Origin of the sequence: Agrobacterium larrymoorei (genome assembly GCF_005145045.1) — a bacterium.
GTDB lineage: Bacteria > Pseudomonadota > Alphaproteobacteria > Rhizobiales > Rhizobiaceae > Agrobacterium > Agrobacterium larrymoorei.
This window is the reverse complement of sequence record NZ_CP039691.1, coordinates 1,924,470-1,936,661: the sequence shown is the minus strand read 5'-3', so window position 1 is coordinate 1,936,661 and position 12,192 is coordinate 1,924,470. Positions and strand designations below refer to the sequence as shown.

The window sequence follows — 12,192 nt, the reverse complement described above, 5'->3', positions numbered from 1 at the left end:
AGTGCACAATTTTCTCATCGAAGGGATTTCGTATTGCCCGGTGTGAAGGGCGGAGAAGCCTGCACAACGTGCGATGCGATCACCCCTTGAAAGATTATGTGGAACGCGCGTACACATAAGATAACATCAAGTTTACGTATGACCACAGCGCTAGAGCGCGTGGCTGCGAAATGGAAAACTGGGAGGAAAAATGCTGAAGACGCTATTGTTGACGGGTGCTGCAGGTGGAGTGGGCAAGGCAATACGCCCGCATCTGAAGGGACTAGCGGAAAAAGTGGTCCTTTCGGACCTGGTGGAGGTGACAGACCTTGCCCCGCACGAAACATTTATCAAATGCGAGCTTTCTAACCGCGCGGAGGTGGATGCAGCGGTGGCAGGCGTGGATGGAATCATCCATCTGGGCGGAATTTCCGTTGAAAGACCGTTCGAACTCATCCTCAAGGGCAACATCGAGGGTGTCTATAATCTTTACGAGGCCGCTCGCCACAACGGCAAGCCGCGCATCATTTTTGCCAGTTCCAACCACACGATCGGCTTTTACCGGCGCGATGAAAAGCTGGATCGCGATTCCCCGGTTCGCCCCGACTCGCTCTATGGCGTGTCGAAATGCTTCGGCGAGAATCTTGCGAGCTTCTATTTCGACAAGTTTGGCCAGGAAACGCTGTCCGTGCGCATCGGCTCCTGCACGCCGCAGCCAACCACAACTCGCATGCTTGCGACCTGGCTGAGCGTGGAGGATCTGACTCTGCTCTGCGCAAGAGCATTCGAGGCGCCACGGCTGGGCAATGCCATCGTTTACGGCGCCTCGAACAACGCTGAAAGCTGGTGGGACAACTGCAAGGCAAGCTTCCTTGGCTGGCAACCCAAGGACAGCGCCGCCGAGTGGCGCGCAGAATTGCTTGCCGAAATCGGTGCGGAAGACCCGAAGGACCCGGCAGTCATCTATCAAGGCGGAGGCTTTACAGCACTTCCGCATCCAGCGGATAAATGAGCGGAGAACGAGGGAGGGGAGCCGGGGTCTTTACTTCGGCTTATCCTGCTTTTCCGAGTCGTACTGGACCCAGCGGAAGAAGAGATAGACTGGCAGGGCAATAAGCGCCAAAGTGGCAATAGCATTTGCAGACATGGTTCATCCCATCGAAACACGACCTCATCATGAGGGCGACGGGATAGTTATGCGGCACAATCTGTTTATAATTGCTGAATCAACTAATGTAGCTCTTTAGCGAATTTAAAAAATTTCGAATGCTTGAGGATAATTAGTATAACCACGCTTCGATGACGCTGAATGCTTGCTTCGGTTCAACATGAAGAAAGCCGCGTATCGAATTGATTCGACTCAGCAATGTTCTGCCAGGCGAAATCAAAATCATAGTAACTTGGGGAAATGGTGGGCGATGAGAGACTCGAACTCCCGACATCCTCGGTGTAAACGAGGCGCTCTACCAACTGAGCTAATCGCCCTTCGCGTCTTGCGGATCGTGTCCGCCGCGTCGGTGGCTGTGATCTATTCGGATCGGATCAGAACCGCAAGAGCCTTTGTGAAGTTTTTTTGATTTTTTTGAATTTTCGTTGCTGGTCATTTTTGCAGATTTCGCTTCTTCTCGCTGGGATGCCTTGGAAATACGGCGTTTCCGCGTTTTGATATGCTCGCGTTCTTCGGTGTGGATTTCCACAGGCTTGCTAAGCGCTGGCGCACGAATCTGAAGAAAAGGGAGGGAAGACAACGCGTGGGCGCCGTTTTTGCGAATCCACCTGTGTTCTTATGTGGGGGAGGAGATGAGGCGGGTACTGTGTCATGATATTGCTGTGTCGCCATGATATAATTCGTGGCGTGAGTGAAGAAGCGAGTCACTAATTACGATCTGAGTCTCCTCATAGAAGGTCCGATCCGGCTGCTGTGGATAACCGAATTCATAGCGTGTAAAAAAGTTTAGATGGAGAAGTGCCGGAAAACCGGCACTCTTTGCGTTTGGGCAAACGCAAAATGCACAAGCTTATTCTTTTGTCGTGAAACCTGCTTGACACCCCCACACGAACGCCTTAGTTAGCCGCTCAACGAACAGCCGAGGCGGTTCGTGCAGCGGGGCTTCGGCCTCTCTGTCAGGAAGATGCGGGTGTAGCTCAGTCGGTTAGAGTGCCGGCCTGTCACGCCGGAGGTCGCGGGTTCGAGCCCCGTCACTCGCGCCATCCTGTCCCTCGGAACTCTACGAACGCTAAGCGTTCGTCAAAATGCGCGGGTGTAGCTCAGTCGGTTAGAGTGCCGGCCTGTCACGCCGGAGGTCGCGGGTTCGAGCCCCGTCACTCGCGCCATTTTTCTTCTTGAAGCGGTTGATTTTTCCTTTGTCGAAAACCACGTAACGGTCAAGAAATTTTGCGCGCGAGAGCGCTTCATCACCTTCTTTCTTGTTTCAAAAAATCAGGTTTTGGCGGCCGGTTTCGTCTCGAAAAAGACCCTTCTGGCGCACAAAATTATGTGACTTTTTGAGGGCTCGATCTGCGGCCTGATTGTCGATATATTTTAAGTATTTAGGGATAAGCCTTGCAGCTGCGGCACCGGCTGTGTGGCATTATAATGGTCAATCCTTGGCGGGATTGTCTTGAAATGGTGCTTAAACTCTTGCAGAGACGGCGTGGCTGCGCTAACCACTGCGGCGTTGCAACATAATTCGATCCTGCGGAAAAACGTTCCAAAGGGTGCCCGACGCTCGGTCGGGCAGGGAAGAGACAATGACTGAACTCCTCAGTTCCTATATTCCGATCGCAATTTTCATCGGTATCGCCCTTGTCATCGGCCTGGCGCTGTTGATCGCGCCCTTCGCTGTTGCTTACAAGAACCCAGATCCCGAGAAACTGTCCGCCTTCGAATGCGGATTCAATGCGTTCGATGACGCTCGTATGAAGTTCGACATCCGATTCTATCTCGTGTCGATTCTCTTCATTATTTTCGATCTTGAAGTCGCGTTCCTGTTCCCGTGGGCTGTGTCCTTCGGTGAGCTCGGCTGGTTCGGCTTCTGGTCCATGATGGTGTTCCTCGCGGTTCTCACCATCGGCTTCATCTATGAATGGAAGAAGGGAGCGCTGGAATGGGCATAGTTCAAAACGACACTACGCTTGTTGCGCAAAAGCCCAAGGGTATTATCGATCCGTCGACCGGCAAGCCCGTTGGCAGTGACGATGCGTATTTCACGGAAATCAATGACGAGCTGGCCGATAAGGGCTTTCTCGTTACCTCCACCGACGAACTGATCACCTGGGCGCGCACCGGCTCGCTGATGTGGATGCAGTTCGGCCTGGCCTGTTGCGCCGTTGAAGGCCTGATGCAGGCTTCCGGTCCGCGTTACGACATGGAACGCTTCGGTGTTGCTCCGCGCGCTTCGCCGCGCCAGTCCGACGTGATGATCGTTGCCGGCACGCTGACCAACAAGATGGCGCCAGCGCTTCGCAAGGTCTATGACCAGATGCCGGAGCCGCGTTACGTAATTTCCATGGGCTCCTGCGCCAATGGCGGCGGTTACTATCACTACTCCTACGCCGTCGTGCGTGGCTGTGACCGGGTCGTGCCTGTCGATATCTACGTGCCGGGCTGTCCCCCCACGGCGGAAGCGCTGCTTTATGGCGTGCTTCTGCTGCAGAAGAAAATCCGCCGTACCGGTACGATCGAGCGTTAAGGGCAGAGGACTAAAGAATGAGCGAAGCTCTTAACGATCTCGCGGCCCATGTGCAGGAAGCGCGCGGCTCTCTTCTGGTGTCGCAGGCAATCGCCTTTGGCGAGTTGACGCTGAATACGACGCCTGAAAACGTCATCGCGCTTCTCACCTTTCTGCGTGACGATGTGCAGTGCGGTTTCGTGAATATCATCGACATTTGCGGCGTTGACTGGCCTCAGCGCGAAAAGCGCTTCGATGTCGTCTACCACCTCCTGTCTCCACGCCAGAACCTGCGCGTTCGCGTCAAGCTTCAGGTGGCGGAAGACGAGGGCGTTCCTTCGGCAACGTCTGTCTTCTACGGCGCGGAGTGGTTCGAGCGCGAAGCATGGGACATGTATGGCATTCCATTCGAAGGCCATTCCGATCTTCGCCGCCTCCTTACGGATTACGGTTTCGAAGGTCACCCTCTGCGCAAGGATTTCCCGCTCACGGGTTTCGTGGAAGTACGTTATGATGACGTACAGAAGCGCGTTCTTTACGAGCCGGTCGAGTTGAAGCAGGAATTCCGCAGCTTCGACTTCCTCTCGCCTTGGGAAGGAACGGATTACGTTCTGCCCGGCGACGAAAAGGCCAAGCAATGAGCCAGCTACATGCCAACGAACAAGTGGCAAAAGAGCAGGGACAATGTCTTTGCGGCGCCGTTCGCCTTGAGGCGACGATCGGCGCCCGAAAGATCGGCGTTTGTCACTGTTCCAAGTGCCGTCGCTGGTCCGGCGGCGTTTTTCTCGCAGTCGAGTGCCAGGATGTGTTTTTCGATAGCACTGAGCAGCTTGGTGTTTACGAATCATCCGAATGGGGCGAGCGTTGCTTCTGCAAGGTTTGCGGCAGCACGATGATGTGGCGTTCCAAGGACGGTAGCCATAAAGAGGTTTCCGTTCAGGTCTTCAACGATCCGTCCAGCTTCACGCTGGCATCGCAGATTTTCATTGACGAAAAGCCGACCAGCTATTCGTTCGCTGAGGCCACCAAGAACATGACCGGCCCCGAATTCATCGCCATGATCACGTCGGCGGAGCAACAGCAATGACTGAACATAACGTTCGCAATTTTACGATCAACTTCGGCCCGGAACACCCTTCCGCGCACGGCGTGTTGCGTCTGGTTCTGGAACTCGACGGCGAAATCGTCGAGCGCGTGGACCCGCATATCGGCCTGCTGCACCGCGGAACCGAGAAGCTGATCGAAGCCAAGACCTATCTTCAGGCCGTTCCTTACTTCGACCGCCTCGACTACGTGGCGCCGATGAACCAGGAACATGCTTTCGCGCTGGCCGTGGAAAAGCTGATCGGCCTTGAAATTCCCATGCGTGGCCAGCTGATCCGCGTTCTCTATTCCGAGATCGGCCGTATCCTGTCGCACATCATGAACGTCACGACCCAGGCCATGGACGTCGGCGCCATGACGCCGCCGGTCTGGGGCTTTGAAGAGCGTGAAAAGCTGATGGTGTTCTATGAGCGTGCTTCCGGCGCGCGCATGCACGCAGCCTATTTCCGTCCGGGCGGCGTTCATCAGGATATTCCGCAGGAACTGGTCGATGATATCGGCAAGTGGTGCGATCCGTTCATCACGGTTCTCGACAATATCGAAGGCCTTCTGACCGATAACCGCATCTATAAGCAACGTAACGTCGATATCGGCGTCGTCTCGCTTGAAGATGCGTTCGCCTGGGGCTTTACCGGCGTCATGGTGCGCGGTTCGGGCGCTGCCTGGGACTTGCGCCGTGCGCAGCCTTACGAGTGCTATTCCGATCTTGAATTCGACATTCCTGTCGGCAAGAACGGTGACTGCTACGACCGTTACCTGATCCGCATGCAGGAAATGCGCGAATCGGTGAAGATCATGAAGCAGTGCGTGGAGCTTCTCTCCGGCAAGCACCGCATCGGCCCGGTTTCCTCGCTGGACGGCAAGGTCGTTCCGCCCAAGCGTGGCGAGATGAAGCGGTCGATGGAAGCGCTGATCCACCACTTCAAACTCTACACTGAAGGATACCACGTTCCGGCTGGCGAAGTTTATGCTGCCGTCGAAGCGCCCAAGGGTGAGTTTGGCGTCTATGTTGTGGCGGATGGCACCAACAAGCCATATCGCTGCAAGATCCGCGCTCCTGGTTTCGCGCATTTGGCTGCCATGGACTTTCTCTGCAAAGGCCATCAGCTTGCCGACGTTACCGCTGTTCTCGGCTCTCTCGACATCGTGTTCGGGGAGGTCGATCGCTGATGCGTCTGCCGCTGGCCATATCGGCACTTCTTGCCACGAGCGCACCGCTCTTCGCCCAGACGGCGACGAGCGACGTGCCTTCGGGTGCAAGCGGCGGCAGTTCCACCATCAAGCAGCTGCTTGATCTGGGATACGAGATCAAATCCTCGCTCCCAAATGGCAGCAAATTCATTGTGTTCATGCAAAAAGACAAAGCGGCTTATGCTTGCGAATTCGTCACGGTGGCGAGATCGCGGTGTGAATCGTTAAATTGATGAGGCGTGAGGAAGTATGTCCGTTCGTCGACTAGCCGAAGATCAGTTCCAGCCCGCGGATTTCGCGTTTAACGCGGAGAATACTGCGTGGGCGGAAAAAACGATCAAGAAATATCCCGAAGGTCGCCAGCAGTCCGCGGTCATTCCGCTGCTGATGCGCGCTCAGGAGCAGGACGGCTGGGTGACCCGCGCCGCCATCGAGAAGATCGCAAACATGCTGGACATGGCTTACATCCGTGTTCTTGAAGTGGCGACCTTCTATACGCAGTTCCAGATCAAGCCGGTTGGTACCAAGGCGCATATTCAGGTGTGCGGCACCACGCCGTGCATGCTGCGTGGTTCCGAAGCGCTGATGGATGTCTGCCGTCACAAGATTCACCATGACCCGCTTCATACCAACGAAAGCGGCACGCTTTCCTGGGAAGAAGTGGAATGTCAGGGTGCCTGCGTGAACGCGCCGATGGTCATCATCTTCAAGGATGCCTATGAGGATCTGACGCCAGAGCGTCTGGAAGAGATCATCGATGCTTTCGAAGCAGGCAAGGGCGACACCGTGAAGACGGGCCCGCAGATCGACCGCCATCAGTCGGTTCCGGTTGGCGGCTTGACCACGCTGACGGAAGAAACCAAGCCGGATCGCTCCAATCTCGACAAAAAGGAAGAGCCTGCCGCAGATGCTGCGCAGACGCCGCCTTCCAATGCTGCAAAGCCGAAGACGGATACGCCAGAGACCGATCCGAAGCTGAAGACGCCTGCAACGGAGCCGAAGGCTGCCGCTGAAAACGTCAAGGTTTCCGAGAAGGAAAACTCCGGCAAGAAGCCAGAGTGAGAGGTTGAACCATGTTAAAAGATCAAGATCGCATCTTTACCAATCTCTACGGCCTCAAGGATCAGTCCCTGAAGGGCAATCTCGCGCGCGGCCACTGGGACGGCACCAAGCAGATCATCGAAAAGGGCCGTGACTGGATCATCAACGAGATGAAGGCCTCCGGCCTTCGCGGGCGTGGCGGCGCTGGCTTCCCGACGGGTCTCAAGTGGTCCTTCATGCCGAAGGAAAGCGATGGTCGTCCGCATTACCTCGTGGTCAATGCCGATGAATCCGAGCCCGGCACCTGCAAGGACCGCGAAATCCTGCGCAACGATCCGCATACGCTGATCGAAGGCTGCGTGATTGCCGGTTTCGCCATGGGCGCCCACACGGCTTACATCTATGTTCGTGGCGAATATATGCGTGAGCGCGAAGCGCTTCAGGCGGCCATCGACGAGTGCTACGATGCAGGTCTGCTCGGCGTAAACAACAAGAACGGTTGGGATTTCGATATCTACGTTCACCACGGCGCAGGTGCTTATATCTGTGGCGAGGAAACGGCACTTCTCGAAAGCCTTGAAGGCAAGAAGGGCCAGCCGCGCCTTAAGCCTCCATTCCCGGCAAACATGGGCCTTTATGGCTGCCCGACCACGGTCAACAACGTCGAATCCATCGCCGTTGCTCCGACCATTCTGCGTCGCGGTGCCTCCTGGTTCTCTGCCATCGGTCGTCCGAACAATGTCGGCACCAAGCTGTTCATGGTCTCCGGCCATGTCGAGCGTCCGTGCACCTTCGAAGACGCACTCGGCCTGTCCTTCAAGGAACTGATCGAGCGTCATTGCGGCGGCATTCGTGGCGGCTGGGATAATCTTCTCGGCGTCATTCCCGGCGGCGCATCCTGCCCCATCGTACGCGGTGAGGACATGAAGGACGCCATCATGGACTTCGACGGCATGCGCGAAGTGAAGTCTTCCTTCGGCACCGGCGGCATGATCGTCATGGACAAGTCCACCGACGTCATCAAGGCAATTGCCCGTATCGCGGCCTTCTTCAAGCACGAGAGCTGCGGCCAGTGCACGCCTTGCCGTGAAGGCACGGGCTGGATGTGGCGCGTTCTGGAGCGCATGGTCAAGGGCAACGCGCAGAAGCGCGAAATCGATATGCTGTTCGAAGTGACGAAGCAGATCGAAGGCCACACCATCTGCGCGCTTGGCGATGCTGCTGCATGGCCGGTTCAAGCGCTGATCCGCAATTTCCGTCCGGAAATCGAAAAGCGGATCGATCAATATACCTACAGGGCCATGGATGATGGCGCTGTGCTGGAAGCTGCCGAGTAACACACCTCAGGTGTTGCGAGGCGCTGGGAACGGGTGTAACCGTCCCCGCAATCGTTTAAGCATCTGGCATATGAGTCTTTGCCGGATGTGATCAGGATTTGTCAGGAACCGCGTGATAAGAGCGGTTCGGACAGGCAACAGGACGTAAGCAGAACCATGACAAAGCTCAAGGTTGACGGTAAAGAGATCGAAGTTCCGGATCATTTCACGCTGTTGCAGGCGTGCGAGGAGGCTGGTGCCGAAGTTCCGCGCTTTTGTTTTCATGAGCGTTTGTCGGTCGCAGGTAACTGCCGTATGTGTCTCATCGAGGTAAAGGGCGGACCACCGAAGCCTGCTGCCTCCTGCGCCATGGGCGTGCGCGATATTCGCGGCGGTCCGAATGGCGAACTGCCGGAAGTTTTCACCAACACGCCGATGGTCAAGAAGGCCCGCGAAGGCGTGATGGAATTCCTGCTCATCAACCACCCGCTCGATTGTCCCATCTGCGACCAGGGCGGCGAATGCGACCTGCAGGACCAGGCCATGGCCTTCGGTATTGCCGGTTCTCGCTACTCCGAAAACAAGCGCGCGGTTGAAGACAAGTATATCGGCCCGCTCGTCAAGACGGTGATGAACCGCTGCATTCACTGCACGCGCTGCGTCCGCTTCACGACGGAAGTCGCGGGCATTTCCGAGCTAGGCCTGATCGGTCGCGGCGAAGATGCCGAAATCACAACCTATCTCGAGCAGGCCATGACCTCCGAGTTGCAGGGCAACGTCGTTGACCTCTGCCCGGTCGGCGCGCTCACCTCCAAGCCTTTCGCCTTTACGGCGCGTCCATGGGAACTCGGCAAGACCGAAACCATCGACGTGATGGATGCTCTTGGCTCGGCAATCCGTGTCGATACGCGTGGCCGCGAAGTTATGCGCGTCATGCCGCGCGTCAATGAAGCCATCAATGAAGAGTGGATTTCCGACAAGAGCCGCTTCATCTGGGATGGCCTCAAGACCCAGCGTCTCGACAAACCATACGTCCGCAAGGATGGCCGCCTTCAGCCCGCAACATGGGGTGAAGCATTCGGTGCTATCAAGGCCGCCGTTTCCGCGACTTCGGGCGAGAAGATCGGCGCAATCGCTGGCGATCTCGCTTCCGTTGAAGAAATGTTCGCGCTGAAGTCGCTGCTCGCATCGCTCGGCTCGACCAATGTCGATTGCCGTCAGGATGGCGCAGCGCTCGATCCGTCGCTCGGTCGTGCAAGCTACATCTTCAACACGACGATCGAAGGCATCGAACATGCCGACGCGCTGCTGATCATCGGCTCCAACCCACGCTTCGAAGCGGCTGTTCTCAACGCCCGCATCCGCAAGCGCTGGCGCCGTGGCGGCTTCCCGATCGGTGTGATCGGTGAGGCAGGCGAGCTGCGTTACGACTACGAATATCTCGGTGCCGGCACCGACACGCTGACCGACCTGGTCAACGGCTCCGGCAGCTTCCTCGACAAGCTGAAGTCCGCCAAGAACCCGATGATTATCGTAGGGCAGGGGGCTCTGGCCCGCGAAGACGGCGCAGCCGTACTCGCCGCTGCTGCGAAGCTCGCTGGTGTTGTCGGTGCTACCTCCGAAGAGTGGAACGGCTTCTCCGTTCTGCACACGGCAGCATCGCGCGTCGGCGGTCTCGATCTCGGCTTCGTCCCTGCGGACAAGTCGGCAAATGCTGCGTCCATCGTCGCTTCTTCCGAGGTGCTCTTCCTTCTCGGTGCGGATGAGATCGATCTGTCGGCCAAGGCTGCGCAGCTTACCGTCTATATCGGTTCGCATGGCGACAATGGCGCAATGAATGCCGATGTCATCCTGCCGGGTGCGGCCTATACCGAAAAATCCGGTATCTGGGTCAACACCGAAGGCCGCGTTCAGTTCGGTAACCGCGCAGGCTTTGCTCCGGGCGAAGCGCGCGAAGACTGGGCAATCCTGCGTGCGCTTTCCGATGTTCTCGGCAAGAAGCTGCCATTCGACAGCCTGTCCGGCCTGCGTGCACAGCTCTACCTCGCCCACCCGCATTTCGCGGATGCCGATGAGATTGCCGTTGGCAACGCCCGGGATATCGAAACACTCGCTGGCAAGACCGGCACTCTTAACAAGGCAGGTTTCGCTTCGCCGGTTAAGGATTTCTATTTGACGAACCCGATTGCGAGAGCGTCCGCCGTGATGGCCGAATGCTCCGCATTGGCCCGCAACAACTTCAAAGCTGCGGCAGAGTAAGGGTAGGGGATTATGGACTCGTTTTTCTGGAGCTATGTCTGGCCAGCGCTGATTATGGTCGGCCAGTCTCTGCTGCTTCTCGTTATACTTCTGGTCGCGATTGCGTTCCTACTTCTGGCAGACCGCAAGATTTGGGCTGCCGTTCAGCTGCGCCGCGGCCCGAACGTCGTCGGTCCTTTCGGCTTGTTCCAGTCCTTCGCCGATCTTCTGAAGTTCATCCTCAAGGAACCCGTCATTCCGTCGGGTGCGAACAAGGCCGTCTTCCTCCTGGCGCCGCTGGTTGCCGTAACGCTGGCGCTCGCCACCTACGCCGTCATCCCCTTCAACCAGGGCTGGGTCGTTGCCAACATCAATGTCGGCATTCTCTATATCTTCGCGATTTCTTCGCTCGAAGTATACGGCATCATCATGGGTGGCTGGGCTTCCAACTCGAAGTACCCGTTCCTCGGCGCGCTTCGTTCTGCTGCGCAGATGGTGTCCTATGAAGTGTCCATCGGTCTCGTCATCGTCACCGTTCTGCTCTGCGTCGGTTCGCTGAACCTGACCGATATCGTCAATGCCCAGCATTCCGGCATCGGCACGTCGCTCGGCCTGCCTGCGTCGTTCCTCGACTGGCACTGGCTGCCGCTCTTCCCGATGTTCATCGTGTTCTTCATTTCGGCGCTTGCCGAAACGAACCGTCCACCCTTCGATCTGCCTGAAGCGGAATCGGAACTTGTGGCCGGTCACATGGTGGAGTATGGCTCCACCCCGTACATGATGTTCATGCTGGGCGAATATGCCGCCATCGTTCTGATGTGCTGCCTGACGACCATTCTCTTCCTTGGCGGCTGGCTGCCAATCGTGGATGTATGGTTCCTGAACTGGGTTCCGGGCATCGTCTGGTTCGCACTGAAGGGCGTCATGGTGTTCTTCATGTTCGGTCTGGTGAAGGCATTCGTCCCGCGTTACCGCTATGACCAGCTGATGCGTCTCGGCTGGAAGGTCTTCCTTCCCCTGTCGCTCGCCATGGTCGTGATTGTTGCATTCGTACTCAAGCTGACGGCAGGCGCATGATGTCTATAGTCCTCGCTTGCAGATTTGGAGGTTGAGATGGCCAGTCTTTCCCAAGCCGTCAATTCGCTGTTCCTCAAGGAATTCGTTGGCGCCATCTTCTTGACGATGCGCCACTTCTTCAAACAGAAGGCAACGGTGAACTATCCCTTCGAAAAGGGTCCGGTTTCCCCGCGATTCCGTGGTGAGCACGCGCTGCGTCGCTACCCGAACGGCGAAGAACGCTGCATTGCCTGCAAGCTGTGCGAAGCGATCTGTCCTGCTCAGGCCATCACCATCGAAGCTGGCCCGCGCCGCAACGATGGTACGCGCCGCACGGTTCGTTACGATATCGACATGGTCAAGTGCATCTATTGCGGCTTCTGCCAGGAAGCCTGCCCGGTGGATGCAATCGTCGAAGGCCCGAATTTCGAATTTGCGACGGAAACCCGCGAAGAACTCTATTTCGACAAGCAGAAGCTTCTCGACAATGGCGACCGCTGGGAGCGTGAAATCGCTCGCAACCTCGCTCTGGATGCGCCTTACCGCTAAGGCCGCGTCAGTGTCTTCGGAGCATCGTTCCGGAGAGGATATTGAGT

Annotated in this window: 11 protein-coding genes, 3 tRNA genes and 1 pseudogene; 14 read left to right on the top strand and 1 reads right to left on the bottom strand. The window is 56.9% G+C overall.

Features of this window, described 5'->3' with window-relative positions; genetic code table 11:
- The first annotated feature begins 190 nt into the window (after window positions 1-190).
- Window positions 191-991, top strand: coding sequence for an NAD-dependent epimerase/dehydratase family protein (locus CFBP5473_RS09260; RefSeq protein ID WP_027672970.1), 801 nt, complete (start codon window positions 191-193; stop codon window positions 989-991).
- A 397-nt stretch (window positions 992-1,388) separates the two neighbouring features.
- Here CFBP5473_RS09260 and CFBP5473_RS09255 read toward each other — a convergent pair.
- Window positions 1,389-1,464: transfer RNA gene (locus CFBP5473_RS09255), tRNA-Val, on the bottom strand.
- A gap of 649 nt (window positions 1,465-2,113) precedes the next feature.
- Between CFBP5473_RS09255 and CFBP5473_RS09250 the strand changes: the two genes are divergently transcribed.
- The 13 genes and pseudogenes from CFBP5473_RS09250 to nuoI all read left to right on the top strand — a co-directional run bounded on the left by CFBP5473_RS09250 (window position 2,114) and on the right by nuoI (window position 12,145).
- Window positions 2,114-2,190 (top strand) — tRNA-Asp (locus CFBP5473_RS09250).
- A gap of 46 nt (window positions 2,191-2,236) precedes the next feature.
- Window positions 2,237-2,313 (top strand) — tRNA-Asp (locus CFBP5473_RS09245).
- A 417-nt stretch (window positions 2,314-2,730) separates the two neighbouring features.
- The gene (locus tag CFBP5473_RS09240) at window positions 2,731-3,096 is read left to right on the top strand and encodes an NADH-quinone oxidoreductase subunit A (protein WP_027672972.1); all 366 of its coding nucleotides are present in this window, start codon (window positions 2,731-2,733) and stop codon (window positions 3,094-3,096) included.
- Entirely contained in the window at window positions 3,087-3,671 is a 585-nt protein-coding gene (locus CFBP5473_RS09235) for a NuoB/complex I 20 kDa subunit family protein (protein WP_027672973.1), read from the top strand. Before CFBP5473_RS09240 ends, CFBP5473_RS09235 begins: the two co-directional genes overlap by 10 nt.
- A 17-nt stretch (window positions 3,672-3,688) precedes the next feature.
- Window positions 3,689-4,291, top strand: coding sequence for an NADH-quinone oxidoreductase subunit C (locus CFBP5473_RS09230; RefSeq protein ID WP_027672974.1), 603 nt, complete (start codon window positions 3,689-3,691; stop codon window positions 4,289-4,291).
- On the top strand, window positions 4,288-4,737 hold the full coding sequence (locus tag CFBP5473_RS09225) for a GFA family protein (RefSeq protein ID WP_037170582.1): 450 nt from the start codon (window positions 4,288-4,290) through the stop codon (window positions 4,735-4,737). Before CFBP5473_RS09230 ends, CFBP5473_RS09225 begins: the two co-directional genes overlap by 4 nt.
- Window positions 4,734-5,924 (top strand): NADH-quinone oxidoreductase subunit D, encoded by a 1,191-nt coding sequence (locus CFBP5473_RS09220; RefSeq protein ID WP_027672976.1) that lies wholly within the window; start codon window positions 4,734-4,736, stop codon window positions 5,922-5,924. Before CFBP5473_RS09225 ends, CFBP5473_RS09220 begins: the two co-directional genes overlap by 4 nt.
- A complete protein-coding gene (locus CFBP5473_RS09215; protein WP_027672977.1) occupies window positions 5,924-6,178 on the top strand; it encodes a hypothetical protein in 255 nt (84 codons plus the stop codon). The genes CFBP5473_RS09220 and CFBP5473_RS09215 overlap by 1 nt, the downstream gene beginning before the upstream one ends.
- Window positions 6,179-6,194: 16 nt before the next feature.
- Window positions 6,195-6,992, top strand: a pseudogene (gene nuoE, locus CFBP5473_RS09210) (NADH-quinone oxidoreductase subunit NuoE); the annotation flags it as partial.
- Between the two features lie 26 nt (window positions 6,993-7,018).
- Window positions 7,019-8,323 (top strand): NADH-quinone oxidoreductase subunit NuoF, encoded by a 1,305-nt coding sequence (gene nuoF, locus CFBP5473_RS09205; protein ID WP_027672979.1) that lies wholly within the window; start codon window positions 7,019-7,021, stop codon window positions 8,321-8,323.
- A gap of 156 nt (window positions 8,324-8,479) precedes the next feature.
- Entirely contained in the window at window positions 8,480-10,561 is a 2,082-nt protein-coding gene (nuoG, locus tag CFBP5473_RS09200; RefSeq protein ID WP_027672980.1) for an NADH-quinone oxidoreductase subunit NuoG, read from the top strand.
- A gap of 12 nt (window positions 10,562-10,573) precedes the next feature.
- Window positions 10,574-11,617, top strand: a complete 1,044-nt coding sequence (nuoH, locus tag CFBP5473_RS09195) for an NADH-quinone oxidoreductase subunit NuoH (RefSeq protein ID WP_027672981.1) — start codon at window positions 10,574-10,576, stop codon at window positions 11,615-11,617.
- Window positions 11,618-11,653: 36 nt separating this feature from the next.
- Entirely contained in the window at window positions 11,654-12,145 is a 492-nt protein-coding gene (gene nuoI / locus CFBP5473_RS09190) for an NADH-quinone oxidoreductase subunit NuoI (protein WP_003502385.1), read from the top strand.
- Window positions 12,146-12,192: the final 47 nt, after the last annotated feature.

What these genes read in the sequence shown, in the direction of transcription:
- CFBP5473_RS09225 (WP_037170582.1), top strand. Translation starts at nt 4,288, where the DNA reads ATGAGCCAGCTACATGCCAACGAACAAGTGGCAAAAGAGCAGGGACAA.
- CFBP5473_RS09260 (WP_027672970.1), top strand. Translation starts at nt 191, where the DNA reads ATGCTGAAGACGCTATTGTTGACGGGTGCTGCAGGTGGAGTGGGCAAG.
- nuoI (WP_003502385.1), top strand. Translation starts at nt 11,654, where the DNA reads ATGGCCAGTCTTTCCCAAGCCGTCAATTCGCTGTTCCTCAAGGAATTC.
- nuoG (WP_027672980.1), top strand. Translation starts at nt 8,480, where the DNA reads ATGACAAAGCTCAAGGTTGACGGTAAAGAGATCGAAGTTCCGGATCAT.
- CFBP5473_RS09220 (WP_027672976.1), top strand. Translation starts at nt 4,734, where the DNA reads ATGACTGAACATAACGTTCGCAATTTTACGATCAACTTCGGCCCGGAA.
- nuoF (WP_027672979.1), top strand. Translation starts at nt 7,019, where the DNA reads ATGTTAAAAGATCAAGATCGCATCTTTACCAATCTCTACGGCCTCAAG.
- nuoH (WP_027672981.1), top strand. Translation starts at nt 10,574, where the DNA reads ATGGACTCGTTTTTCTGGAGCTATGTCTGGCCAGCGCTGATTATGGTC.
- CFBP5473_RS09235 (WP_027672973.1), top strand. Translation starts at nt 3,087, where the DNA reads ATGGGCATAGTTCAAAACGACACTACGCTTGTTGCGCAAAAGCCCAAG.
- CFBP5473_RS09240 (WP_027672972.1), top strand. Translation starts at nt 2,731, where the DNA reads ATGACTGAACTCCTCAGTTCCTATATTCCGATCGCAATTTTCATCGGT.
- CFBP5473_RS09215 (WP_027672977.1), top strand. Translation starts at nt 5,924, where the DNA reads ATGCGTCTGCCGCTGGCCATATCGGCACTTCTTGCCACGAGCGCACCG.
- CFBP5473_RS09230 (WP_027672974.1), top strand. Translation starts at nt 3,689, where the DNA reads ATGAGCGAAGCTCTTAACGATCTCGCGGCCCATGTGCAGGAAGCGCGC.